The 23,694-nt window shown below is 64.0% G+C and carries 24 protein-coding genes and 1 rRNA gene; 14 read left to right on the top strand and 11 right to left on the bottom strand.

What is annotated here, in order from left to right:
• Positions 1-30 precede the first annotated feature (30 nt).
• Positions 31-669, bottom strand: coding sequence for a helix-turn-helix domain-containing protein (locus D3D01_RS10230; RefSeq protein WP_101350297.1), 639 nt, complete (start codon positions 667-669; stop codon positions 31-33).
• A 233-nt stretch (positions 670-902) separates the two neighbouring features.
• Between D3D01_RS10230 and D3D01_RS10225 the strand changes: the two genes are divergently transcribed.
• From D3D01_RS10225 to D3D01_RS10195, 7 genes are all read left to right on the top strand, one after another.
• Positions 903-2,696, top strand: coding sequence for a VWA domain-containing protein (locus D3D01_RS10225; protein ID WP_121512127.1), 1,794 nt, complete (start codon positions 903-905; stop codon positions 2,694-2,696).
• A complete protein-coding gene (locus D3D01_RS10220) occupies positions 2,696-5,062 on the top strand; it encodes a VWA domain-containing protein (protein ID WP_121512126.1) in 2,367 nt (788 codons plus the stop codon). The genes D3D01_RS10225 and D3D01_RS10220 overlap by 1 nt, the downstream gene beginning before the upstream one ends.
• Positions 5,059-5,721, top strand: a complete 663-nt coding sequence (locus tag D3D01_RS10215; protein WP_121512125.1) for a DUF1664 domain-containing protein — start codon at positions 5,059-5,061, stop codon at positions 5,719-5,721. The genes D3D01_RS10220 and D3D01_RS10215 overlap by 4 nt, the downstream gene beginning before the upstream one ends.
• Positions 5,721-6,677, top strand: a complete 957-nt coding sequence (locus tag D3D01_RS10210; protein WP_121512124.1) for a hypothetical protein — start codon at positions 5,721-5,723, stop codon at positions 6,675-6,677. Before D3D01_RS10215 ends, D3D01_RS10210 begins: the two co-directional genes overlap by 1 nt.
• Positions 6,674-7,615, top strand: coding sequence for a MoxR family ATPase (locus D3D01_RS10205; protein WP_121512123.1), 942 nt, complete (start codon positions 6,674-6,676; stop codon positions 7,613-7,615). Before D3D01_RS10210 ends, D3D01_RS10205 begins: the two co-directional genes overlap by 4 nt.
• A gap of 49 nt (positions 7,616-7,664) precedes the next feature.
• Positions 7,665-8,531, top strand: coding sequence for a DUF58 domain-containing protein (locus D3D01_RS10200; protein WP_121512122.1), 867 nt, complete (start codon positions 7,665-7,667; stop codon positions 8,529-8,531).
• 244 nt (positions 8,532-8,775) lie between these two features.
• Positions 8,776-9,780: a PAS domain-containing protein gene (locus D3D01_RS10195; protein WP_121512121.1), complete on the top strand. Its 1,005-nt coding sequence runs from the start codon at positions 8,776-8,778 to the stop codon at positions 9,778-9,780.
• 23 nt (positions 9,781-9,803) lie between these two features.
• Here the strand turns inward: D3D01_RS10195 and pyrI are convergent, their stop codons facing one another.
• The 4 genes from pyrI to D3D01_RS10175 all read right to left on the bottom strand — a co-directional run bounded on the left by pyrI (position 9,804) and on the right by D3D01_RS10175 (position 13,453).
• The gene (gene pyrI, locus D3D01_RS10190) at positions 9,804-10,271 is read right to left on the bottom strand and encodes an aspartate carbamoyltransferase regulatory subunit (RefSeq protein ID WP_101350305.1); all 468 of its coding nucleotides are present in this window, start codon (positions 10,269-10,271) and stop codon (positions 9,804-9,806) included.
• Positions 10,268-11,182: an aspartate carbamoyltransferase gene (pyrB, locus tag D3D01_RS10185; RefSeq protein ID WP_121512120.1), complete on the bottom strand. Its 915-nt coding sequence runs from the start codon at positions 11,180-11,182 to the stop codon at positions 10,268-10,270. The genes pyrI and pyrB overlap by 4 nt, the downstream gene beginning before the upstream one ends.
• A 135-nt stretch (positions 11,183-11,317) precedes the next feature.
• Positions 11,318-12,454: a VCBS repeat-containing protein gene (locus D3D01_RS10180; RefSeq protein WP_233563309.1), complete on the bottom strand. Its 1,137-nt coding sequence runs from the start codon at positions 12,452-12,454 to the stop codon at positions 11,318-11,320.
• 60 nt (positions 12,455-12,514) lie between these two features.
• Complete coding sequence (locus D3D01_RS10175; RefSeq protein WP_233563307.1) at positions 12,515-13,453, bottom strand: sugar phosphate isomerase/epimerase; 939 nt, start codon at positions 13,451-13,453, stop codon at positions 12,515-12,517.
• A gap of 248 nt (positions 13,454-13,701) precedes the next feature.
• Between D3D01_RS10175 and D3D01_RS10170 the strand changes: the two genes are divergently transcribed.
• Positions 13,702-14,328: a CDP-4-dehydro-6-deoxy-D-gulose 4-reductase gene (locus D3D01_RS10170; protein WP_121512119.1), complete on the top strand. Its 627-nt coding sequence runs from the start codon at positions 13,702-13,704 to the stop codon at positions 14,326-14,328.
• Between the two features lie 28 nt (positions 14,329-14,356).
• Positions 14,357-14,986, top strand: a complete 630-nt coding sequence (locus tag D3D01_RS10165; protein WP_004960685.1) for a hypothetical protein — start codon at positions 14,357-14,359, stop codon at positions 14,984-14,986.
• A gap of 2 nt (positions 14,987-14,988) precedes the next feature.
• Here the strand turns inward: D3D01_RS10165 and D3D01_RS10160 are convergent, their stop codons facing one another.
• From D3D01_RS10160 to D3D01_RS10150, 3 genes are all read right to left on the bottom strand, one after another.
• The gene (locus tag D3D01_RS10160; RefSeq protein ID WP_053969274.1) at positions 14,989-15,189 is read right to left on the bottom strand and encodes a hypothetical protein; all 201 of its coding nucleotides are present in this window, start codon (positions 15,187-15,189) and stop codon (positions 14,989-14,991) included.
• A 130-nt stretch (positions 15,190-15,319) separates the two neighbouring features.
• The gene (locus D3D01_RS10155) at positions 15,320-16,267 is read right to left on the bottom strand and encodes a peptidylprolyl isomerase (protein WP_121512118.1); all 948 of its coding nucleotides are present in this window, start codon (positions 16,265-16,267) and stop codon (positions 15,320-15,322) included.
• A gap of 82 nt (positions 16,268-16,349) precedes the next feature.
• Positions 16,350-17,375: a threonine/serine dehydratase gene (locus D3D01_RS10150; RefSeq protein WP_121512117.1), complete on the bottom strand. Its 1,026-nt coding sequence runs from the start codon at positions 17,373-17,375 to the stop codon at positions 16,350-16,352.
• An 80-nt stretch (positions 17,376-17,455) separates the two neighbouring features.
• Between D3D01_RS10150 and cyaB the strand changes: the two genes are divergently transcribed.
• From cyaB to D3D01_RS10125, 5 genes are all read left to right on the top strand, one after another.
• Positions 17,456-17,998, top strand: a complete 543-nt coding sequence (gene cyaB, locus D3D01_RS10145; RefSeq protein WP_233563305.1) for a class IV adenylate cyclase — start codon at positions 17,456-17,458, stop codon at positions 17,996-17,998.
• 59 nt (positions 17,999-18,057) lie between these two features.
• Positions 18,058-19,260, top strand: a complete 1,203-nt coding sequence (locus D3D01_RS10140) for a methionine adenosyltransferase (protein WP_121512115.1) — start codon at positions 18,058-18,060, stop codon at positions 19,258-19,260.
• 47 nt (positions 19,261-19,307) lie between these two features.
• Positions 19,308-20,495, top strand: a complete 1,188-nt coding sequence (locus tag D3D01_RS10135) for a tRNA sulfurtransferase (RefSeq protein ID WP_121512114.1) — start codon at positions 19,308-19,310, stop codon at positions 20,493-20,495.
• Between the two features lie 27 nt (positions 20,496-20,522).
• Entirely contained in the window at positions 20,523-21,032 is a 510-nt protein-coding gene (locus D3D01_RS10130; protein WP_121512113.1) for a DUF5804 family protein, read from the top strand.
• A gap of 124 nt (positions 21,033-21,156) precedes the next feature.
• Positions 21,157-22,002 (top strand): winged helix-turn-helix domain-containing protein, encoded by an 846-nt coding sequence (locus D3D01_RS10125; RefSeq protein ID WP_121512112.1) that lies wholly within the window; start codon positions 21,157-21,159, stop codon positions 22,000-22,002.
• Here the strand turns inward: D3D01_RS10125 and D3D01_RS10120 are convergent.
• From D3D01_RS10120 to rrf, 3 genes are all read right to left on the bottom strand, one after another.
• Positions 21,999-22,913, bottom strand: a complete 915-nt coding sequence (locus D3D01_RS10120; RefSeq protein ID WP_121512111.1) for a PLP-dependent cysteine synthase family protein — start codon at positions 22,911-22,913, stop codon at positions 21,999-22,001. The genes D3D01_RS10125 and D3D01_RS10120 overlap by 4 nt on opposite strands.
• Positions 22,914-23,012: 99 nt before the next feature.
• Positions 23,013-23,432, bottom strand: a complete 420-nt coding sequence (locus D3D01_RS10115) for a CopG family ribbon-helix-helix protein (protein WP_101350316.1) — start codon at positions 23,430-23,432, stop codon at positions 23,013-23,015.
• Positions 23,433-23,577: 145 nt separating this feature from the next.
• Positions 23,578-23,694, bottom strand: a 5S ribosomal RNA gene (gene rrf / locus D3D01_RS10110); the annotation flags it as partial.

Raw genomic sequence — 23,694 nt, 5'->3', positions numbered from 1 at the left:
CGCCAGTGCATCCAGCCCGAAAAGGCGAGTCTACGGATCGAAGGCGGCCGTCGCGAGTTTCGATTCGACGGCGTTCAGGCGCTGAGAGAGGGCTGATTTCGAGATACCGAGTGTCGATGCGAGTTCGTCGAGGGTCGTCTGTCGGGGCTGCTGGTAGTAGCCTTCGTCGACCGCAATTATCGCAGCTTCCCGTTGTTTTGTCGTGAGACAGGAGAGGTCGACAGTCGCGGGCTCCGACTCAGTCTCGTCGTCTTGACGGGATGTCAGCCGTCGCAGACGGACTCGTTCGGCGGCCGATTGCAACTGCTCGACTAGCTCGCTGATGACGCTTCGGTCTGAGACGTACGTTTCGATGAAAAGCGAGTCACCGTCTACGCGTCGCGTTCGTGGGACACACCCGACCTCGCTAAACGCGAGACAGAGACAGGCGTCACCGACCTGATTTGTCGAATGGAGGACCCGTGCGGTACCGGTCTCGTCAGTGACAGTCACCTCCGCGTGACAGACGCCATCGTCGATCTGGTTCTGAGCGTTTTCGATGTCTGCATCCGGCTCCGAAAGTGGACACGAACAGTCATCGGACAGTTCAATTTCGAACAGAACCTTGAGGGTCCGTTCGGTGGCGGTCCCCGATGTCGCCCCTGTAGGCCCGCTTTCGGAGTGTCCCATTCTGACTGTCACTCGACTATCTTCACTTAAATGCATTGTGTCGTATATCGCCATAATCGGTAGACAGCGATGGGTTCGTATCAAACGTTCATGCACAAATACGCGCCAGCGGTCACGACGGCCGCGGATGTGCAGTGTGGTTCGTCGCGATCTGTAGACGGCGTCGGTTGGCACGTGGGATTGGTGTCACCAGAGTCACAAGATAAATGCCGCCTCCGCCTGATACACAGGTAATGGTCCTCTCGGACGTGTTGCTTGCCCCCCTAGGGCTAGCTGCCCTCCTTCTTGCGGTGCCGATTGTGGTACTATACCTCATTCGACCGGACCCGCAGGAACTCACGCTACCGACGTTCCAGTTTCTCGTCGCTGGGGAGCGCCAGCAGTCAGCAACGCCGTTTCTCGAACGGATTTCACGCAGCCTCCTCCTGCTGTTACAGGTGCTAGTCGTGCTGGTACTCGCGGTCGGACTGGCGACACCGTATGTCACCGTCTCCGAGCGGGCGACAGTGGAGGAGACCGTCATCGTCGTCGATACGAGCGCGTCCATGCAGACTGCCGCCGATGGGCAGACACGCTTCCAGCGGGCCGTCACAGCCGCCCGGGAGGAGGTGACGGGGACGACCTCTATCGTCACCACGACCAGCGGTGGGGAGGTGGTACTACAGCGCGGTACGCCGACAGCGGCGGAGGGAACGCTTGACGGACTCAGCCCGACAGACACGCCGGAAGCGCTCAGCGGTGCCATCTCGCAGGCGACCTCGTTAGCCGGCGAGAACGCCAGAATCGTCGTTCTGAGCGATTTCGCGGGCGACGAGTGGACCACCGCGGTCACGACAGCCCGTGGACGTGGCCTCTCCGTGGACCTCCAGCAGTTCGCCGGCGGGGGCGACGGGAACGTCGGCTTCATCGACCGCCGATTCTCTGGCTCGGCGGTGACGCTGTCGGTGAAAAACTACGGCGACTCGTCGGTCACCCGGACTGTTCAGCTCGGCAACGCCCAGCGAGAACTACAGCTCGGGCCCGACGACGTGGGGTCAGTGACGCTACCGGTCCCCGCCGGCGGGAGCGAAGCCCGGCTCAGCCCGGGCGACAGTTTCACGACGGACGACAGCGTCTATATCGCCGCGCCGACTGACGCGGCCGTCGACGTGCTGGTGCTGACAAACGACCGGAACCGGTACCTGATTACCGCGCTGTCGGTCGTCGACCGGGTGAACGTGACGGTCAGGCAGCCGCCGACGACGATTCAGGGCGACTACGACGTGATTCTGTACAGCAACGTCGACAGGAGTTCGTTGCTCCCCGGGAACGTCGAAACCGGGCGCGAACTGGTCGAAGACGGCGGCGGCGTTGCGGTGCTGGCACAGGACACCCTCCCGCAGCGATACCGAGATCTCCTCCTCATCGAACCCGGCGAGACCCGGACAAGCGCGACGGTGGGCCAGACGGCACAGACACAGCTCACCCGCGGCATCGACTTCCAGCCCCCGGACGAGTACATTTCCGGGTCGCTACGTTCCGGGTCGGCCCAGGTCCAACTGGGTGACGGGACGCCGCTCATCGCGACGGAGGACCGGAACGGCGGGCGGGTCATGTACTACGGCTACATCGAGGACCGATCCAGCTTCAAGTTCAACTACCAATACCCCGTGTTCTGGAAACGAGCGGTGTACTACCTCGCCGACAGGGAACAGCTCCCGGCCCTGAACCACGCGACCGGCGAGACCGTCCGGTTCGGCAACACCACCGTGGAAGGGCCGTCCGGTTCCGTCTCCGGACCCACGGTCCCGCTCCAGCGGGCCGGCTTCTACCGGAGCGAGACCCGGCAGGTCAGCGCGTCGCTGCTGGACGAAAGCGAGTCAAACACCGCCGTCGAGGCGCTCGACCAGCGCTCCGGGACGGCTGGAAATCTCACCCGGACCGAGCGACGGTCAGTGCCGCGGCCGCTGACCGAGTACTTCGCGCTGGGCGGGCTGGTGCTCGCACTGGCCGAGGTCGGCTATCTGCGCCGCCGGGGTGACCTCTGATGGCGGTCTCGTACACCGTTGCGGAGGGGCTCACCGTCGGCGTCGAGCACCTCTGGCCGCTGGTCGTCCTGCCGGTCGCCGTCGGCCTCCTCGCGTACCTCGTCCGGCGTGGCGACGCCGGACCGCGGTCGGCTTCGAACCGGAGTCGCCGGCTCCTGCTTGCCAGCCGCGTGTTTATCGTCTGCCTGCTCGTCCTCGGCGCGATGGGGCCGTACACCGTCCAGACCAGAGAGACGCCGGGCGAACCGGGCGTGACACTGCTGACGGACGAGTCCGCGAGCATGGGCATCTATCCGAACACGACCGACGAACTGGTACGGGACATCGAGGACGAGGGTGTTCCGGTGACGCAAGCGACGGTCGGCAGCGGGTCGAGTTCGCGGCTCGGCGACGGCGTAGCGGCAAATCTCCGGGAGAACGGAACGGTCGTCGTCGTCTCCGACGGCCGCGTCACAGAGGGGCGGAGCCTGTCGAGGGCCGCAGAGGACGCCGTTACACTCAACGCCACGGTCCACAGCGTCCGGCCACAGTCGCCACGCACCGAGCGCGCTGTGGCGATAGCGGGGCCGTCGACGGTGAGCCGCGGCGTCCAGTCGCAGTACACCGTCTCGATGGCGGGCGTGAGCGTCCTCGAATCAGTGCCCGTCGAAGTGACTATCGACGGCGAGACGGTCACCGAGGGCGAACTCCGGCCAGATGGCACGCTCACCGTCGACCACACGTTCGAGGAGATTGGTTCACACCGCGTGACTGCGACACTCTCCGGCGACGACGAGTACGCACGAAACGACGTGTTCTACAAGAGCGTCCGCGTCGTCGAACAGCCCGACGTGCTGTACGTCTCGCAAGGCCAGTACCCACTGCGGAACTATCTCGACTCGCTGTACAACGTTTCGACGGCCTCGTCGGTCCCGGCGGACCTCGATGACTACGCCGCCGTCGTCGTCCAAGACACACCGTCGAGCAGTATGGGGAACACGACCGCGCTGCAGGACTTCGTCATCAACGGCGGCGGGCTGGTCGTCGCGGGCGGCGACAACGCCTACGAGAACGGCGGCTACGAAACGTCGCCGGTGGCCTCGATGCTCCCGGTCCGCGTCGGGAACGCGACCGGCGGCGAGTCGAACATCGTCATCCTCGTCGACGTGTCCGGGAGCGCCGAGAGCGGTCTCTCGGTACAGAAAGCCGTCGCACTGGATGTACTCGACCAGCTCGGCGACGAGAACCGGGTTGGTGTCGTCGCGTTCAACCAGAACGCGTACCGCGTCTCGGAGATGCAAGCGCTCGGTCAGAACCGCGCGGAGACTGTCGACAAGATACGGCGGCTCAACAGCGGCGGCGCGACTGACATCGCCGTCGGACTTCAGGGTGCCGACGAACTACTGGGCGACCGCGAAGGGACGATCATCCTCCTCAGCGACGGCCAGGACCGGCTCGGCCCGCCGGCGGCCGTCGCCAACCAACTCGGCCGCGAGGGGACCCGCGTCATCTCGGTCGGCGTCGGCAAGCGCGTCGGCGTCGCGACGATGCGCCAGATCGCCGGCGAGTCCGGCGGCTCGTACTTTGCCGCCGACGAGACAGAGCGGCTACGGCTCCTCTTTGGCGGTTCCTCGCGGCGCTACCAGGGGGAGAACCTCACCATCGTCACTGAAGACACGTTCATCACCTCGGGCGTCGAGCTGACGGCCAATCCCGGCCAGGCGAACAACGTGCAGGTCAAGCCCGGGGCCGACTATCAGGTCGCCACTGCCGACGGGAAGCCGGCCATCGCCTCCTGGCGGTTCGGGCTGGGCCGCGCGGTCTCGATCACCGCCTACGAGTCGGACAACACGATGGGCGGCCTGCTCGACCGGCCGGATTCGCTGGTGGTCACCAAATCGGTCAACTACGCGGTGGGCGACCCAATGCGCACGCAGACCGGCGTCATAGCGGTCGGCGATGCCCGGGTCGGGAGTCCGACGACGCTGACCTATCAGGGAGACAGCCGCCCTGCCGCGCCAAACATCTCCTTCCGCCAGGTCGGTGACGGGCGATATCGTGGTGAGTTCACGCCCAGAGAAGCGGGGTATCAGACGGCACTTGACACCGAATACGCGGCGAACTACCCCGTCGAGTACGCTTCGTTCGGGCCGAGTGAGAGCCTCGATGCGCTCGTCGAGGCGACCGGCGGGCAGACGTTCAGTCCGAACCAGGGCGAACAGATAGCCAGCGAGGCACGCCAGAAATCCACTCGAGTCCGAACCGTTCGAGAGAACTGGGACTGGGTCGCTCTGCTCGGCGCGCTCCTGCTTTTCACCGGCGAGGTGGTCGCCCGGCGCGTTCAAGTGTACCGCGGTCGCACCTCCCTGGAGAGTGGTCTCCCGTGAGCGCAATCGGCCGGCGCATCAACGTCGGACTCGTCGTGTTCGTCGTCCTGTCGATAGTCGGCACCGGCGGAACGACGGTGCTGTACCAGGACTCAGCGAGCGAACTGCGTGCGCAGAACCAGGAACTGCGCCAGCAAAACGCCGACCTCCGGGAAGATCTGGATGACACCAGGAGTGAACTGGACTCTACCCGGACCCGCGTCGACGAACTCGAAGACCAGTTGGAGACGCGGTCGGAGGACGTCGACCAGGTCGCAACTAACCTGAACCAGACAGAAGAGCAACTGAACGCGACAGAGAGCCAGTTGGCGGAGACTCGGCAGTCGCTCCGCGAGAGCCAGGACCGCGTCGAAGAGCTGGAGGGGACAGTCGGTGACCTGCGAGACGAGCGCGACACGCTCGAGAGCGAAGTCGATGACCTCGAGTCGACAATCGACGATCTGGAGAGCGAAAACGAGGAGCTAGAGGACGAGCGTGCCGAACTCGAGGACCAGGTGTCCGACCTGCAAGACGAGATCGACAGCCTGGAATCACGGATAAGTACGCTCGAAAGCGATATCGAAGAACTCGAAAGCCAAAACCAGGAGCTGCGAGACGATATCGAGACGCTCTGTAGCCAGCCCGAGAACCAAGACAAAGCCACCTGTGAGGGCTACTAATGGACGAACCAGACACAGACACCGGAGAAACCGGCGGCGAGGGCCCCGCAGAAGACGGGCGGGCGCAAGCCCGCGAACGCATGGCCGCCGCCATCGCCGAGGTTAGACGCGAGGGCAAGAAGGCGGCGTTCGTCTACGCCGTCGTCGACGCGATGTTGGTCTTTCTCCTCGTGAACATCCTCCTGACGGTCCTTTCGCCGGCCGAACTCCCGACGCAGTTGTCGGTTCCGGCGGCGGTGACCGAGCCGGTCGGGGCGGCCGTCGGCCGTTCGCTGTCGGGGCTGGCCCTCCCGACGGGCGCGGTCGTCGGCGTCGTCGCCGGCGCGGCCTGGCTCGTCGGCGAGTATCTCTACCGGGTCCGCCAGCCCCTCGTCGAGCAGTTCGAGGCGGCGAACGCGAACGTCACCGACGCGCTCCGGACGGCCCGGGACGCGGTCGAGGACGGGGCCGAGACGCGGATGGCCGCCAGGCTCTACGAGGATGTCCTCGACGGGCTGAAACAGAGTTCGAGCGTCGCGCTTGTCGACAGCCGGCGACTCATCGGGACGCTTGTTGTCGTAATCTTGCTGAGTCTGGCGACAGTGCAGGTCGCCGTCGTCGACATCGGGCTGCTCGACCGCGACACAGTCGAGACGGACTCGCCAGCCGACCGGCCAAGCGAGTACGAGGGGCTGGAGGACGGCGACGCGATACTCGGCGACAGCGAGGACGTGCAAGCGGGCGACGAGAACCTCACCGCCGAGATCGAGTCGACCGGCGGCGAGGAAGAGATCGACCGGAGCCAGTCGTTCCCATCCTCGCCGAACACCGGGGAGCCGGGGAGCAGCGGCGGTACAGTCGACAGCCAGCAGGCCGGGTTTGCCGGCCAGGAAAACATCGAGGACGCGGACCTCATCCGCGAGTACAATCTCAGGATTCGAGAGCAGGACACGGACGACGAGGATACCGACCCATGAGCCCAGAGCAAGACATCGACGAACTACAGCAGAAGATCGCAAACGCACGTGAACAGATCAGCACGCGAATCGTCGGCCAGGAAGAGGTACTGGAGCAACTGCTCATCTGTATCCTGGCTGACGGCAACGCCCTGCTCGAATCGAACCCGGGGCTGGGGAAAACGACGATGGTCCGGACAGTCGCGGAGGTGACCGACCTTCAGTTCTCCCGGATTCAGAACACCCCCGACCTGATGCCGTCCGATATCACGGGGACCGAAATCATCCGCGAGACCGACAGCGGGCGTGAGTTCGTCTTCGAGAAGGGGCCGGTGTTCGCCAACGTGGTGCTGGCCGACGAGATTAACCGAGCGACGCCGAAGACACAGGCCGCCCTGCTGGAAGCGATGCAAGAGAAACAGGTGACCGCTGCGGGCGAGACCTACGAACTGCCCCGTCCCTTCTTCATCCTGGCGACGCAGAACCCCATCGACCAGTCGGGTACCTACGCGCTCCCGGAGGCCCAGACCGACCGCTTCATGCTGAAACTGCTGGTCGATTACCCCGACTACGACGAGGAGCGGACAATCGTCGACATGTACACCGCCGGCGCGGAGCAGGTGCCGGTCGAGCGCTCGCTGACCCGCTCGGAGATTCAGGAGATTCAGCAGCTGGTCCGCGAGATGCCAATCGCCGACGACCTGCGCGACCGAGCGGTCCAGCTCGTCCGCCGGACCCGTGAGGCCGACGATATCGAGTTCGGTGCCAGCCCGCGAGCGAGTATGGCGCTCGTCCAGACAGCGAAAGCGCGGGCCTTCCTGCAGGGCCGCTCGCACGTCACCGGCGCGGACATCGAGGCGCTGGCCGCGCCCGTCCTCCGCCACAGGATCATTGTGGACTTCCGGGCTGAGCGAGCGGGTCAGACAGCAGACGACCTTATCGCGTCGCTGTTGGAATGAGCGAGTCAGTGACCGCAGTTTGGCGGGCCTGCCCCCTGGAGGGTCGACCGTGACTATCGAGCCCGACTTCCTGGACGAACTCGGCCGGTTCACTGCCGCCCTGAACCGCCAGACGACCTCGATTCGACAGGGCGATCAGGAGTCCCCCCGAGTCGGCGAGGGGCTCACGTTCAGCGACTACCGGCGGTACTCGCCGGGCGACGACACGCGGCGAATCGACTGGAAACTGTTCGCCCGGACGGAGGAGTACTTCATCAAGCAGTACGAAGAGGAGCGGAGCCTGACCGTCCACCTGCTCGTCGACACGAGCGCGTCGATGGACTTCGGCGACGCGGCGAGTCACAAGTTCGAGTGCGCCGCCAAGCTCGGCCTTGGTTTCGCCTACCTCACCGCGGAGGAGAACAACGACTTCCAGTTCTGTACGTTCCGTGACCGGGTCGAGCGTATCGACACCGGCCAGTCGAACCGCGGCGAGATACTGTCGCTCATCGACCAGTTGAACGAGGTGCCGCCGGCGGGAACGGCCGACTTCGAGTCGGCACTGGAGGGGTACGCCCAGCGCATCCGCTCGCGCTCGCTCGTCGTCGTGTTCAGCGACTGCCTGACCGAGCCAGAGGCACTCGAATCGGGTATCGCCGCGCTTGCCCGCAACAACGCCGACGTACTGTTGGTCCGCGTGGTCGCCCCGGAGGAGCGAGACCCCGGCGTCGTCGGCGACGTGTTGTTCGCGGATCCGGAAAGCGACGAGACACGCCGGTCGTACTTCAGCGGCTCGCTGGCCGAGACGTATCAGTCGCGGCTCGACGCCCACATCGACTCGGTGTCGAACCGCGTGACAGCGCTGGGCGCGGACCACGTGCTGGTCGATACCGGTAAAGAGTACTTCGACTCGTTTGCGAGTATCTGGCTCACGTGAGGCCGGTGGCGGTCAAGCCTCCGAGGCGGTCGAGCGGGGAGTCACTCACGGCGAGCGGCGCCAAGTATCGGCCTATGTGTGATGTTTAAGTAGACCACAGCCATGGTATGTGTCATGCCCCCGTCCCCACTGGGCAATGCGGCTCCGTTCGGGATGCACGACCAGCGGTTGTCGATACTGCTTATCGACGACGACGCGGACCAGGTCGATCTCTCTGCCACCTTCCTAGAACAGGAGCTGCCGGATGCGGAGACGACAACGGTGGTCGAGCCAACGGCTGGACTCACCGAGGCTGACGGTTACGGACCCGCACCGAGACGACAACCCGCTCATCTACGTAAACGACGGGTTCGAGGACCTCACCGGCTACGACCGGGACGCGATCCTGGGTCGGAACTGTCGGTTCCTGCAGGGCGAGGGAACCGACCCCGAGACGGTCGCCTCGATTCGGGACGCCATCGCCGAGGGGGAGACGACATCGACGACAGTGCTGAACTACACCGCCGACGGCGACCCGTTCTGGAACTTCCTCGAAATCTCTCCAATCGAAGACGACAGCGGAACTGTGACGCATTTCGTCGGATTCCAGCGCGATGTGACCGAACTCATCGCACATCGCAACGAGATGGAAGATCAGATCGAGTGGCTGAATGAGTTTGCTGAGGTCGTCTCACACGATCTCAAGAACCCGCTGTCGGTCATACGCGGCAACATCGAACTGGCGTTACAGACCGGTGAGATGGACCGATTATCGGAGGCAAAGCAATCCGCGGCGCGGCTGGACGAGTTAATTGACGACCTCTCGAACGTCATGCGCCAACAGGAACTGGTTACCAACCCGGAGTCGGTCGATTTCGCGGCCGTCTTCCGGTCGCTAGACCAGTTCGACACCGTGTCGCGGTCGGTAGATATCGTCGATTCACGCAAGATCGTCGCAGACGAGCAAGCGCTGGCCCGACTGGCCGAGAATCTCGTCAGGAACACGCTCGAACACGGCGGGCCGGACGCCGGGATACGTATCGGGACGCTGTCGGACGGATTCTACTACGAGGACACCGGCGAAGGGGTCCCTGACGGAACTACCGACGAGGTGTTCAAGCCTGGCTTCTCAACGAAAGAGGACGGGACCGGATTTGGGATGGTCAGCATCCGACAGATCGTTCGCACTCACGGTTGGACCGTTTCTCTCGGCGAAAGCGACGCCGGCGGCGCGCGGTTCGAGTTTACTGGTGTCGAGACCGTCACGTAATCAGCGCAGTCCGGTCGGAGCGCTCACTCCGCGAGAATGTGTGCCGGCAAGTCGTCGCGGATTATCGTATCGCAGTACTCACAGCGGACGCCGTCGTCGCCGACGGCAAAGCGGGAATCGACGGGCTCGTCCTCTGTCGTGATGCAGTTGTGGTTCGGGCATTCGAGGACGCCCTCGACGACCGACGGCCGCTCGACGCGGCGCTTCTCGACGACATCATAGTCACGGATGATGTTGATCGTCGCCGCAGAGGCGATGAGCGAGAGCACGTCGACCTCATCCTGTGAGAGTTCGCGGCCCTCGACTTTGACCACGTCTTTGTGTCCCAGGCGGTCCGAGGGCATGTTCATCGCGACGGAGACAGAGTCGCCGCTGGTTCCGTCGATGCCGAGAATCGCCAGAACGTTCAGCGCCTGGCCGCCCGCGATGTGGTCGATGACGGTGCCGTTGCGAATCTTCGAGACGCGGAGTTGCTGGTCGTTGTCGCTCATTTGTCGCCTCCGAGCATCAGGTCGAGCAGCGCCATCCGTACCGGGACGCCGTTGTGGGCCTGCTGGAAGTACTGTGCATGGGTGGTCTCGTCGACATCGTGAGCGATTTCGTCGACACGCGGGAGCGGGTGCATCACGGTCAGGTCGTCTTTGGCCGCCGCAAGCGTACCGGCGTCGATCTGGTACTGGCCGGCGACTTCGCGATACTCGCTCTCGTCGGGGAACCGCTCGGCCTGAATGCGTGTCACGTAGAGCACGTCCAGGTCAGGGAGAATCTCGTCGAGGTCGGTGTGCTCGCGGACCTCCGCGCCGGCCTCGTGGAGGTCGTAGCGGACCGAGCGGGGGAGCTGGAGCGATTCGGGACTGATGAAGTGCTGTCGGGCGTCGACGGTCGTGAGTGCGTGGGCCAGCGAGTGGACCGTTCGTCCGTACTTCAGGTCGCCCATGATACCGATAGTCAGGTCGTCGAAGCCCGCGTTCTCACGGATGGTATAGAGATCGAGCAGCGTCTGTGTCGGGTGCTGGCCGGCCCCATCGCCGGCGTTGACGAGTGGCACGTCGACGAACTCGCTTGCCATCTTCGCGGACCCCTCCATGGGATGCCGGAGCACGAGCGCGTCAGTGTAGCCCTCAACGACGCGGACGGTGTCGGCCAGCGACTCGCCTTTCTTGACGCTTGAGGACTCGACCGAGCCCATGTCGACGATGTCGCCGCCGAGGCGCTTCATCGCCGTGGTGAAGCTCATCTTCGTCCGGGTGCTCGGCTCGAAAAAGAGCATGCCGAGCAAGGTGTCGCTGTGCCGGTCCGCAAACGCCCCCGGGTCAGCCGCGATGTCGGCCGCGTGGTCGAGCACCGTCTCGATGTCGCCCCGCGAGAGTTGTTTCGCGCTGATGATGTGGTCGTGCCGCATTTCACTCGGTACCGCGCTCCGGACGGTCTTGAATCCCCCGACACGGGAATTGAACGGTCGCTTACATCATCAGGGTCTACTTCGAGAGCGTCGGAATCGAGGGCAGAACTGCCAGCGGCGGGAATACAGTCCGAGTCAGGGATTGCTCTGCCAGACATCGACGCGTGGCTCTGTGTACGCCTTGCCGACGATGTCGGGAATGCCGTCACCGTCGAGGTCGACGACTTTCGCCTCGTGGGTGGGGATGCCGGTGTTCAGTTGTTTGCGCTCGAAGGTCCCCGTCCCGTCGTTGTGGAACACGAACTGTCGCGGTTCGTGTCCGTCCTCAAGACCCATTTCGGCGACGAAGATGTCGGGGTTACCGTCGCCGTCGAAGTCCGCCACGTCGAGGCTGTGTGGGTTCGAGAGGTCGTCGTGCAGTAGGGTCAGATCCCACTCGGGCGGGTCGAACACGCCCAGCCTGGCCGGGCGGTCGTCGAGATACGGTTCGTCGCCCTCGACGAGGATTATCTCCAAGTCGCCGTCGCCGTCGATGTCCGCGATAGCGACGCGGGTACACTGCCAGCCATCGGCGATCTGCTCTCTGTCCCAGCCGTCGGCCGTCCGATGGAAGACGTTCGGGCCGGCGACGATTTCGACCTCGCCGTCCCCGTCGACATCCTCGACAGCGACACCCTCGACATCGAGGTCCTCGGCGACAATATGGCGGTTCGCCACCGGCCACGGTTCTCGTGTCGGGTCCTCTGGAATATCGTAGTAGAGTACCGTCTTGGACTCCTGAGACAGTCCGACGACCTCGTTTTCTCCGTCGCCGTCCACGTCCGCCACGGCGGTGTCGTGATACTTCTCGAAGTCGTCGGTAATGAGCCGGCGCGTCCACTGCTCTCGTGGGTCGTCCGGTATCTCGAACCACCACAGTTTGTGCCGGTAGATGTTCTGACCGGCCACCATGTCCGGGCGGCCGTTGCCCGTGATATCACCGAGCGAACCGCCGACGGAGAGTTCAGGTGCGCTGGCCACGTCGTGTCGCTCCCAGCCCGGGTTTTCGTACCAGAACACGTTCGTCTGGAGCCAGCGGGCCAGCGGCCCCATGCCGAATACGGACAGCAAGTCGACTGACTTATCCACGAGTGGGAACTCAACCTCGTGCTCATCGCCGAGCGCCCCGACGATGATATCCGGCCGACCGTTCCCCGTGAGGTCGGTCGTGAGACAGAAGCTCATCGTACTCGCCGGCGGCGAGGCTTCGATGCGCTCGTGATGGAGGTTCATGTCCCAGCCGTTCGGGTGTATCGCTATTGTTATGACCGGGCTAACACCGACCAACGGCGATCAAGAACTCGTAGGAGGAATCCGTGTGGGGCTCCGCGAAGAGCCACTTCTGTCGAGGAGGCGATCCAGCGTGGCCGCCCCGTGATCGATCTTCGCCGTCGGGTCGCTGTCGAGTTCGTTTTCGTAGATCACCCAGTCGACACCGGCGTCGCCCGCGGCGTCCAGAACTGCGTGCATGTCCACAACCCCCTCGCCATGCGGGACATCCTCATAGCCCTGGAACAGCCCGGCCGGGGCCACGTCCCGGAGATGGACCATCCTGATTCGGTCACTACACAGCGAGAAGAGGGCACACGGGTCGTAGCCGGCTTCACGAATCTCCGCGACCTCCGGCTCGAACATGAGCGCCGCCGGCTTGGTCCGGGCAACGAGGTTCCACATAGGCGTCTCGCTCGGTATCGTTGTCGGGTCGTGTGCCCGGAGAGCGGTCAGCAACCGGTGTGTGTACTCCCCGACAGCGGTGGGTATCGGCGTTTCGTCGATGAGCCGTCCCGCCGCGTCCGGAAGCAAGGGGCGGAACGTCCGCCGTCCCGTATGATACCCCAGCTGCATATCACACGCTTTGAGGCCGGCAGCGGCGTCGCGGAGCCGGTGGGAGAGCGACCGGATGTCGCTCCGGGTCTGAAGCTCGGACGCCGAGAGATGTGGGATAACGAGTGTCTCACACCCCACTGTTCGACACCGGACCAGCAGGTCTGACTCACCATCCAGCGCAGCCTCAACCTCGGGAAGGTCCGCGTGGACAGCAACCGGTTCAAGACCGACGTCATCAAGTGCCGTTGCGATATCTCTGGGCGATTCCTCGTGGAACCGGTGTGCGAATTCGACTCCATCGTAGCCTGCAGCCCCGACACGGCGGAGGATTTCAGGGAGCGGTTCGGATAGGGTACGGATACTGTATAACTGAAGGGCCGTGTTTGGTCCACTGCACATATCCATAGTTGGAGTGTACTCATTATTGTTACATACACGTTATCAACCCGCACTGAGGACGGCTCGAACAGTTCGCCTGTTGGGATCGCCGCCATCGAAGGCACAGACCTACCGTGGACAGGGGGTGTGCCAACAACGACCGTATAAAAGTAGGCAACAACCAACCGTCGTAAGTCAGTCCTTTCAGCCCACGGTAGTCCTGTTCGTGACGGCCGACACAAGGATTCAAACCCGATAGACAGTCCAGCCACAGTATGCTCGCAATCGCTGGCGGCAAAGGTGGCTGTGGCAAAACGACCATTGCCCTCGGCGTTGGGCAAGCACTGGGGACGCCGACTAGACCGGCGCTGGTCGTGGACACCGACCGTGATATGCCAAACCTCCACCGACGTGCTGGGGTCAATCCGTCGCCCGGAATCACAGATGTCACGGCCTCGGCTGAGCCGACCGCAGTTGCACAGCGCGCGACGGCCGTCGAAAGCGTCGACGTACTCCCCTGTCAGACCGCAGCCGGGACCGCTATCGACAATGCCATCAACAGGTTGTCCCGACCTGATCGGCCCGTAGTACTCGACTGCCCGGCCGGTGCTGGTCCGGACGCCGCTCGTCCGCTACGGGGGGCTGACAGAACAGTGCTCGTAAGTACACCAACACGCCAGAGTCTCACCGACACCGCCAAGACTGCGGCGATGGCCCGCGCGCTCGATGCACCGCCTGCGCTTACGGTCCTCGTCGGCAGCGACGGGTCCGTAGACCCGTCGACCCTGCTGTGCTGCCCGGAAACGATTCACGTCCCGTCGGTGTCGAAGCCGCTGGAATCGGACCGGGCGAGGGCACAATACGTCGAGATAGCGGACGTTCTCACCAAGCGGAATACTTAATCTCGTGGGAAAATAAATTCTCAGTGGTATGGCCAACCGGTTGCGAACGGGGATTGATGTCCTCGACAGAAAGCTCGATGGTGGCATCCCTGCGGGGAGTATCGTCGTGCTCTCTGCCCAGCCGGCTAGCCAGGCGGAGCTGTTCCTCTACGAACTCACCGCCACGCGCGGGACGCTGTGGCTGTCACTCGACCGGACCGCCGAATCTGTCATCGCGAGCATCGAGCAGACGCCGGCCAACACTGGAGATCCGACGGTGCGGCACATCTCCGGCGAAGCACCCCTCGATAACGCCGGCAAGCTCGTCTCGGCGCTGCCGGAAACCTCGAACCTCATCGTTGACCCACTAGACGTACTGGAAGCACAGGAGCCACACTCGCGTTTTCGGGCGTTCATGAACGACCTACAGAACCACATCGTCAACACCGGCAGCCTCGCTATCGTTCACTGCCTCGATGGACGTGACGTGCCACCGCTCCGGGATACGACCGAGCACTTCGCGGACGTGGTGTTCCAGCTCAACACCACAACGAACGGTGACGAGGTGGAAAACCGCCTCGCGATTCCGAAGTTCCGTGGCGGGCGCGCCCCCACAGACATCATCAAGCTCAACCTCGTCGAAGAGGTCAGCATCGACACCAGCCGCGACATCGCCTGATTCTATTCGCCGCCGGGCCGTGGCTCTCTGTCTGTCGACCCGAACTCAGTACCGACAAGTATCAACAGGAACAGTCCGAGACCAACACCGGCACCCGCTGCCAGTCCGGTGCCGATGCTTCCAGTCAACACGACCGTTCCGACGCCGAAGGCGATTCCCGGCGGGAACGCGAGCAGTGACGGGTACACCAACGACACTCGCATGCGTAGTGATGACGTGTCGTGCGTATAACGGTTCGCCCGTGTGTCCTCAGAGAATAGCAGTCGCTCGGAGTCATAAAGCCGCTCGCTGGCGCACAGCCCTGCAGACCCGATCGGCGTGTTCGCGGCGCAGTTACTCTTCAGCGCCTTCGATCTCTTCGACGATCTCCTCGGCGTCTACGTCGGCGTCTTCCAGCGCGTCTTCGATGTCTGCGCCGCCGGCACCGCCCATGCCGCCCATCATACCGGGCATGCCCATGCCGCCACCGCCGATCTCCTCCTGGACGATGATGCGATCGATGTCGAGCAGCTGGGTGAGCTGCTGGGCGATCTGCTGTTTGCCCATCATCCACTGCTGGTTCATCGTCAGCTGCGGCGTCGCCTCGATGTAGAGCGTTTCTTTCTCGACTTCGACAGTTTCGTACTCAGGCTCGGACTCTTCGTCCTCGTCTTCGTCGTCTTCACTCTCGACGAGCTGTTCTTCCTCGACGGTGTCGGTCTGGAACCACACGTCAAGTTCCATGTCGAGCATCATCTGAATGATGCCCTGTGCCTTCTCCTCGCGGTCTGTGACCTCTTCGAGAATCTCGTAGTCGTACTCGACGTCTTCACCGGCCAGCGGATGGTTGAAGTCCACTCGCGCGCGCCCGCCGATGATGGTCTCGACGTGACCGTGCTCGCCCTCGATGTCGACGTGTGCACCGGGATAGCGGTCATCCTCGGGGATCTTGTCCTTTGAGACCGTCCGGACTTCTTCCTCGTCGTACTCGCCGAAGGCGTCGGCTGCTGCAACGGTCACGTTGCCCTCGTCGCCGACCTCTTTGCCGTAGATGTCCTGCTCGACGTCCGGGAAGATGTGGTTTTCGCCCAGCACGACGGTTCGCGGGCCGAACTCCTGCTGTTCGGTATCGATGCCGTCTTCCTCGGCGACCGCTTCGTCAGTCGTGTCGACAAGCTGGCCGCCGTCGACGGTGCGGGCGGTGTAGGCGAGCTTGACAACATCGCCCTTCTGGAGTCCCTCCGCCTGTTCTTCTTCGTCTGCGGTTTCTTCATCGACTTCAGTCTCAGACTCGTTGCTCATACCCTGTTCGTCAGTCGTGGCACTCTTAAGGACAACGTTTCCCGGTCAACAGCGGTCGAGCAACTTCGGAAGTGACCAGCTACTACTCGCTTTCAGCCAGCAGTCGGTCGAACTTCTCTCGGCCGATGTTCCGCCCCGAGATGGGGAGAACGACCGTTTCACCCCGTAGTTCGTCTCCAGCCTGAAGCGCCGCAGCGACAGCCGTCGCACAGGCCCCTTCCATGACAATTCGGTCCGTCTCGAACAGGCGTGCCACGGCGTCCGCAATTTCGTCTTCGGAGACGAGCCGGAAGTCAGCGAGTCCCGCCTGCAGTATTTGCGTCGGGAGCGCGAACGGCACCCGGGTCGCGACGCCCTCGGCGATGGTGTCGACGCTGTCGAGGGGCTCCAGCGTCTCCTCGTTCCAAGCGCGGTACACCGCGGGCGCACCCGCCGCCTGGACACCGACGACGGCGGCGTCGGTCATCGCCCCGAGCGTGATGCAGTACCCGGCTGCGGCGGTGCCGCCGCCGACGGGGCAGAACACGCGGTCGACATCGGGGCGCTCGTCGAGGACCTCCAGCCCGGCAGTGCCGACGCCAGCGAGCAACTTCGGTTCGTTGCCCGAGTGGACGTAGCGCGCCGCACGCTGGGTCGCCAGGGTCTCGATGTGTTCGCGGGCCTCGTCGTAGTCCTCGCCATGCTGAATGACTTCTGCGCCGAGTTGCTCCAGCGCATCGACTTTTCCGGCGTTGGCCTCTTCCGGGACACCGATGGTGACCGGTACGTCGAACTCGCGGCCGGCCCAGGCGATAGACTGGCCGTGGTTCCCCGTACTCGCGGCGAGCAGTCCAGCGTCTCGGAACTCCTCGTCTAGGGAGGCGACGAGATTTACACCCCCACGGACTTTGAACGCTCCAGTCGGGAGCGTATCCTCCCGCTTGAGCAGAACATCCGCGTCGAGGGCTTCGGAGAGGGCTTCGCTGCGGACCAGCGGCGTTTCCGGGAGATGCTGCCGGATGCGTTGCCGGGCGCGCGCGACCGTTGCAACTGTCGGCGGCGTCAGGTCGTGGTACGGAAAGAGGGTCGTCTCGTCCGGGGAGTCGATCGGCTCGTAGCGACCGGCCATACTACTACCCGAGAGAGCGGACACAGTAAATGGCGCGGTCGACGGGAGCGTTTTTCAGCGGCCCGGCCCAGCCCCACAGTATGTACGAAGTCGAGGTGAAAGTGCCAGCGGACATCGAGGCTGTCGCGGAGCGACTCGACGAACTCGGGGCCGAGCAGGTCGATACGGTGATACAGACGGACACGTACTACGATGCGCCCCACCGGAATTTCGCCGAGACAGACGAGGCGTTCCGGGTCCGCCGTGAAACCAGAAAAGGCGAAACGGACGCGAAAGTTACTTATAAGGGCCCACTCCTCGAAGCGGAGTCGAAGAGCCGAGAGGAGTTCGAAACAGGCGTCGAGAACGGCGACGATATCGACGCAATCGTCCAGCACCTCGGTTTCGAGCCGGCGGCGACCGTCCGGAAGAACCGCCGGGTGTACGAAGTCCGGGAATACGACGTCACGCTTGACGCGGTCGACGGTGTCGGCGAGTTCGTTGAAGTCGAACGAGAGACCGACGGCGACATCGAACCCGTTCGAGAGGGGGCCTACAGGGTGCTTCGGGACCTCGGTCTGAATCCCGACGAGCAGCAACGGACCTCCTATCTCGGTATGCTACTTAACGATGCGAACGAGTAATCATTCAGCCGTTATCTGTTCCCGTAAGTTATAGAACCCGGCCAGACGAAGTCGAGGCAATGACTGAGCGGAACATTCACGTCCAACCCGCGAGCGGGCTCGCCGTCGAAGATCAAGACATCGAAGTCGTAGAGCGAAAGGGTATCGGCCACCCGGACTCAATCTGTGACGGCATCGCGGAGACGGTGTCGCGTGCGCTGGCACAGACGTACATCGACCGCTTTGGCACAGTCTTGCATTACAACACAGACGAGACACAGCTCGTCGCTGGCACCGCCGCCCCGGCGTATGGCGGCGGCGAGGTGCTTGAGCCGATCTACATTCTGGTCGTCGGTCGAGCGACGAAGAAGTTCGACGGCGAACGCATCCCGGCCGAAAGCATCGCTCTCCGGGCCGCACGCGACTACCTCGACGAGCAGTTCCCACATCTCGACCTCGGGTCCGATGTCATCGTCGACGTTCAGTTCGGCGAAGGGTCGGGCGATCTCCAGACAGTGTTCGGCGAGGAGGCGGCAGTTCCGATGGCAAACGACACGAGCTATGGCGTCGGCCACGCTCCGCTAACGGAAACAGAACAGATCGTCCGAAACACCGAGCAGAAACTGACCGGCGAATACGCCGAGGCAAACCCGGTCGTCGGCCAGGACGTCAAGGTGATGGGCAAGCGCGAGGGCGACCACATCGATGTGACCGTGGCCGTCGCAATGGTCGACGAACACGTCCCGGACCTCGAAGCGTACAAAACCGCTGTTTCGGACGTTCAAGCATTCGTTACCGACCTCGCAGAGGAGTACACCGACCGTGACGTAACGGTCCACGTCAACACGGCCGACGACTACGACGCCGAGTCCATCTATCTCACGACCACTGGGACCAGCGCCGAGCAGGGCGATGACGGCTCCGTCGGGCGCGGAAACCGCGCGAACGGGCTCATCACGCCGAACCGCCCGATGAGCATGGAGGCGACATCCGGCAAGAACCCAGTTAACCACATCGGAAAAATATATAATCTTCTCTCGACAGAAATAGCACAGTCCGTCGCGAATGAGGTTGACGGCATCCGACAGGTCCAGATGCGCCTTCTCTCACAGATCGGGTCACCGATTGACGAACCCCACGTCGCCGATGCCACAGTTGTCACCGAAGACGGTATCGCGGTCGGCGACGTCGAATCGGAGATTCAGGCCACGATTGACGACGAACTGGCCGACGTGACCGACATTACGCGACAAGTCATCGAGGGGAACCTCTCGACGTTCTGAGACGGCCAAGCGATATCCCTTTACTCGCTGGTAGCCAACTCGCAGACATGCATCCCCCAGACGCCGACAGCGTACTCGTCCGCCACGGCGAGCTCGGCGTCAAAAGCGACCAGGTCCGCCGGAAGATGGAACACCAGCTGGCGGACAACCTCCGTGCGATGCTCGACGCCCGCGACCTGCCGGGAGATATCGACCAGCGGCGGAACCGACTGTTCATCCACACCGACCACCCCGAGGGCGTGACTGCGGCTGCGGCCGACACGTTCGGCGTCACCTCCGCATCGGCAGTCGCGACGACCGACCCGACGCTATCCGAAATCGCAGACGCATTGGCCGAAACCACGCGAGAGCAGTACGACGGTGGCACATTTGCCGTTGAGGCCCGCCGGGCGGGGCCACCATCGGCACATCCCTTTTCGAGTTCGGACATCGAGTCCACCGGCGGGACCGCTGTCGGGGAAACAATAACCGACATAGGCGGCGAGCCCGTTGTCAACCTCGACGAGCCCGATTTCGAACTGTTTGTCGAGTGTCGCGCCGACAAAGCGTACGTCTTCTGTGAGAAGCGCGCCGGCCCGGGCGGGCTCCCGCTGGGGACCCAGCGACCCGTCGTCGCGCTCGTCAGCGGCGGCATCGACTCGCCCGTCGCCGCCTGGAAGCTCATGAAACGCGGCGCGCCGGTGATTCCCGTCTACGTCGACCTCGGTGACTACGGCGGCCCCGACCACCGGGCCCGGGCCCGTTCGACCGTCGAGGCGCTCGCCGCTTACGCGCCTGGACACGACCTCTCGCTTTCCGTGGTCGACGCCGGGGACGTCGTCGCCGACCTCTCGGAAGACCTCGGGTCGCTCCGGATGCTCGCACTCCGCCGGTTCATGCTCGCGGTCGCCGAGGCTATCGCCCGCGAGCGCGACGCCGTCGGCATCGTCACCGGGGAGGCCATCGGCCAGAAGTCCAGCCAGACCAGCGCGAACATCGCGGTCACGGACGCCGCGACGACGCTCCCGGTCCACCGGCCGAACCTCACCGTCGACAAATCCGAGATAACCGACCGCGCGCGGGCCATCGGAACCTTCGAGGACTCGACAATCGACACCGGCTGCAACCGTGTCGCGCCGTCACACCCCGAGACCAACGCCTCGCTCGAAGCGGTCCGAGCGGCCGAACCCGACGACCTGCTCGACCGAGCCGAGGCCCGCGCCCGGGACCGCGCCGTCGTCCCCATCGAAAGCTAAATTTCCGGGGCGGGCCAGAGTTGAGCCATGACGCAGGTCTGTCTCGTCGGGAGCGAGGACGTGAACCTCCGGTACGAACTCCTCTCGCGCGAGACCGCACGGAACGCGCTTGCCACCTACGACCTGCAGGAACCGTTCGCGAACACCGTCGCCGTCGACACCGTGAGCCTGGGGGCGGCGGTGGCGCTCCTGAACGACCTGAACTGGTATCTCGTCCGTTTCGCCGACGCCGCCTTCGTCCGCGACCCCTCCATCAGCGAGACGGAGTGGCTCTCCCGAGACCTCGCCGCCGCGATTCGGGACGACGACATTGCCCCCGAGGACACCGGGCGCTTTCTCAACGTGTACGGCATCGTCGAGAGCGAGACATCGGACGCGGACGAGACGGCTGACACCCAGGCAGCGGCCGAGCGACCGCCGGAACTGGTCGAGCCGATGCTTCTGACGCGGACCGGCGACACGATTCCCGAGTACGACCTGCAGGACGTGGACGACACGCTCGTCGTGCGGGTGACCGAGTCAGAGTTCGGTGCGTGAAAAAAGCGCCCGGGTGTCAGAGGCACGGGCACTCCGAGTGGGCGCTGCCGGCGGGCTGTTTGCCCACGGTCCCCACCACTCGTCCGAACCGTATATACCGAATGGCCGGTAAAGTCCCCGACCCATGAGTATCAATGCCTGTTTTCCGAAATACTGGGGCGAAGAGCAAGAACGATACCGGATAGCGACGAACGATGAGACGGACATGGGACAGCCCTCACCGGTGGTCGATGTCGTCACGAAGCGATACGAGTTTCTCGTCGCGTTATCAGCGCCGAAAACGAAGCCCGAACTCGTGACCGAACTCGACCGGTCGCGGTCCACCGTCGACCGGGCGGTCGGCGCGCTCCGCGAGGCCGACCTCGTCGAACGGACCGGCAGCGAGTACGTCGTCACCTACGCCGGCCGACAGGCGACAGTAGCCTACGAGGGGTTCCGCGACCGGCTCGACGCCCTCCAGCGTACCCATCCCGTCTTCTCCGCGCTGCCCGCCGACGTCGACATCGACCCGGCTGTCCTCCACGGCGCGGACGTAGAGACCGCGTCGCCGGCCGCACCGACCGTCCCGACCGAGGAGACCGTCGACGTCCTGGACGGAACGACGTCGTTTCAGGGGACCGGCCCGGCCGTCCTCCCGCGCTACGTCGATGTCATCGAGTCCCTGTGGAGCGACACGACCGTCGACGTCGAACTGGTGGTGACGGAAGCCGTCGCCGAGTCGCTGGAGAGCGCGCTCTCCGACAGACGTGAGACGCTGGAAGACCTATCGAACGTCTCGCTGTACGTGACCGGGGAACCGATGCCGTACGCGGTCTGGACCGCCGACAGGGCCGATGGGGCCGTCAGCGGTATCGTCGTCTACACGGAGACGGGTATCAAGGGGACCATCAACAACGACACCGCGGCGATGAACGAGTGGGCCCGCGAGAAGTACGAGGCCTACAGGCGGGACGCGCGCCCGCTCGACTAGTCGTCGAACATCCCGGTCGACATGTACCGCTCGCCGCTGTCCCAGTAGACCGTGACGACAAGCGGGTCGTCGACGCCGTCGGCGACGAGTTGCCCGGCCACCTCCCGCGCGGCGAGGTTCGACGCGCCCGAGGACTGACCGACGAGGATGCCCTCCTCGCGGGCGAGGCGGCGGCACTCGTCTTCCGCGTCCGCGAGTTCGACCGTCACCACGTCGTCCAGCAAGTCGGTGTCGAGGTTGTCACTGACGAACCCCGGCCCCATCCCCTGGAAACTATCCTCGCCGGTTCCCGGTTCCATTCCCGAGAGGACGGCGTTGTCCGCCGGCTCGACCGCGACGATGTCCATCTCGGGGAACGCCTCGCGCAGCCGGCGGCCGGTTCCGGTGAGGGTCCCGCCGGTCCCGACGCCCGCGACCAGGGCGTCGACGGTCCGGTCGCCGACCTGTTCGAGTATCTCCTCGCCCGTCGTCTCGTAGTGTGCCCGCGGGTTCGCCGGGTTCTCGAACTGCCGGAGCTGGACGTGGTCGTCGCGGTCACACAGTTCGTCGGCGCGCTCTTTCGCGTCGGAGATGTCGCCCTCGACCAGTTCGATGTCCGCGCCGTAGGCCTTCATTATTTGGCGGCGCTCGGGCGACTTCGAGGCCGGCATCACCAGCACCACGTCGTACCCCTTCGTCGACCCGACCATCGCCATCCCAATGCCGGTGTTCCCACTTGTCGGTTCGACGAGCGTATCACCCGGTTCGAGTGCCCCGTTTTGCTCGGCGTCGTCTATCATGTACTTGGCCGGCCGGTCCTTGGCGGAGCCGCCGGGATTGAACGACTCGACCTTCGCCGCGACGGTTGCCCCCTCCGGCGCGCGGACCGAGACCAGCGGGGACCCGATTGTATCGAGAATGGAGTCTTTCATCGCCGCCGGCTACGCGGCCCCGACTTAAACGCCTACTGAAGGTCCCAAACAGTTCGTTGTCTCCCGGGCCGCGGCAGCGCTTTCCGGCGTCGACACCATTCAGGTGAACATGTTTATGTCGTCGACCGGCAGTACCGAGTAATCAACCGACAGCGTGTCCTTCGTCGCCCGGACCTTGCCGACGAACGCGGAGATGTCGTCGAGTTGTCCCTCCAAGACGAACAGTTCCATACAGTACCGGTCGCCGACGTGACTGTGGAAGTTCGACGCGACGATCGACTCGTGGTCGTGGCGGAGGTGCATCATCTTCTCCTCAACCGTGGTCGTCTCGTAGTCAAACAACACAGTGACGACCGCCATCAGTTCGCGGTCCTCCAGTCGCTTGTCCTCGAACTCGCCCATCAGGTTCCGGACTGCTTCACGAACTACTTCGCTGCGACCCGTGTATCCGTGTTCGTCGGCGAACGTGTCGATTCGCTCTTCCAGTTCGTCCGGCATCGAGATGCTGACTACGCCCATGTAATAACTCGGTCGCGTTGGGGTATTAATATTTCATATCCAACGCATCGGACGGCGCTGCGGCTGTCCGCATGCGCTCGTCTATACGTACAGAAAGCCCACCGGGGAGGGATGGCTCTCCTGAGTGGGCTATGAAAGGTATGAATGGTGGCGGCGAACCGGATTTCCCAGAGGCTCGCGCACTCCAGTACTCCCCGGAACGCTGGCGGGCTTATCTTCCGTGTTCGGGATGGGTACGGGAGGCAACCCCGCCGCTGTGGCC

This window comes from Haloarcula sp. Atlit-7R, assembly GCF_003666065.1.
In the GTDB taxonomy this organism is placed as follows: Archaea; Halobacteriota; Halobacteria; order Halobacteriales; family Haloarculaceae; genus Haloarcula; species Haloarcula taiwanensis.
Note: the sequence above shows the minus strand (reverse complement) of the source record. Positions and strands in the feature narration are given on the sequence as shown.

Coding starts and splice junctions, on each gene's coding strand:
- D3D01_RS10230 (WP_101350297.1), bottom strand. CDS start 669: ATGGGACACTCCGAAAGCGGGCCTACAGGGGCGACATCGGGGACCGCC.
- D3D01_RS10225 (WP_121512127.1), top strand. CDS start 903: ATGGTCCTCTCGGACGTGTTGCTTGCCCCCCTAGGGCTAGCTGCCCTC.
- D3D01_RS10220 (WP_121512126.1), top strand. CDS start 2,696: ATGGCGGTCTCGTACACCGTTGCGGAGGGGCTCACCGTCGGCGTCGAG.
- D3D01_RS10210 (WP_121512124.1), top strand. CDS start 5,721: ATGGACGAACCAGACACAGACACCGGAGAAACCGGCGGCGAGGGCCCC.
- D3D01_RS10205 (WP_121512123.1), top strand. CDS start 6,674: ATGAGCCCAGAGCAAGACATCGACGAACTACAGCAGAAGATCGCAAAC.
- D3D01_RS10195 (WP_121512121.1), top strand. CDS start 8,776: ATGCGGAGACGACAACGGTGGTCGAGCCAACGGCTGGACTCACCGAGG.
- pyrI (WP_101350305.1), bottom strand. CDS start 10,271: ATGAGCGACAACGACCAGCAACTCCGCGTCTCGAAGATTCGCAACGGC.
- pyrB (WP_121512120.1), bottom strand. CDS start 11,182: ATGCGGCACGACCACATCATCAGCGCGAAACAACTCTCGCGGGGCGAC.
- D3D01_RS10180 (WP_233563309.1), bottom strand. CDS start 12,454: ATGAACCTCCATCACGAGCGCATCGAAGCCTCGCCGCCGGCGAGTACG.
- D3D01_RS10175 (WP_233563307.1), bottom strand. CDS start 13,453: ATGGATATGTGCAGTGGACCAAACACGGCCCTTCAGTTATACAGTATC.
- D3D01_RS10170 (WP_121512119.1), top strand. CDS start 13,702: ATGCTCGCAATCGCTGGCGGCAAAGGTGGCTGTGGCAAAACGACCATT.
- D3D01_RS10165 (WP_004960685.1), top strand. CDS start 14,357: ATGGCCAACCGGTTGCGAACGGGGATTGATGTCCTCGACAGAAAGCTC.
- D3D01_RS10160 (WP_053969274.1), bottom strand. CDS start 15,189: ATGCGAGTGTCGTTGGTGTACCCGTCACTGCTCGCGTTCCCGCCGGGA.
- D3D01_RS10155 (WP_121512118.1), bottom strand. CDS start 16,267: ATGAGCAACGAGTCTGAGACTGAAGTCGATGAAGAAACCGCAGACGAA.
- D3D01_RS10150 (WP_121512117.1), bottom strand. CDS start 17,375: ATGGCCGGTCGCTACGAGCCGATCGACTCCCCGGACGAGACGACCCTC.
- cyaB (WP_233563305.1), top strand. CDS start 17,456: ATGTACGAAGTCGAGGTGAAAGTGCCAGCGGACATCGAGGCTGTCGCG.
- D3D01_RS10140 (WP_121512115.1), top strand. CDS start 18,058: ATGACTGAGCGGAACATTCACGTCCAACCCGCGAGCGGGCTCGCCGTC.
- D3D01_RS10135 (WP_121512114.1), top strand. CDS start 19,308: ATGCATCCCCCAGACGCCGACAGCGTACTCGTCCGCCACGGCGAGCTC.
- D3D01_RS10130 (WP_121512113.1), top strand. CDS start 20,523: ATGACGCAGGTCTGTCTCGTCGGGAGCGAGGACGTGAACCTCCGGTAC.
- D3D01_RS10125 (WP_121512112.1), top strand. CDS start 21,157: ATGAGTATCAATGCCTGTTTTCCGAAATACTGGGGCGAAGAGCAAGAA.
- D3D01_RS10120 (WP_121512111.1), bottom strand. CDS start 22,913: ATGAAAGACTCCATTCTCGATACAATCGGGTCCCCGCTGGTCTCGGTC.
- D3D01_RS10115 (WP_101350316.1), bottom strand. CDS start 23,432: ATGGGCGTAGTCAGCATCTCGATGCCGGACGAACTGGAAGAGCGAATC.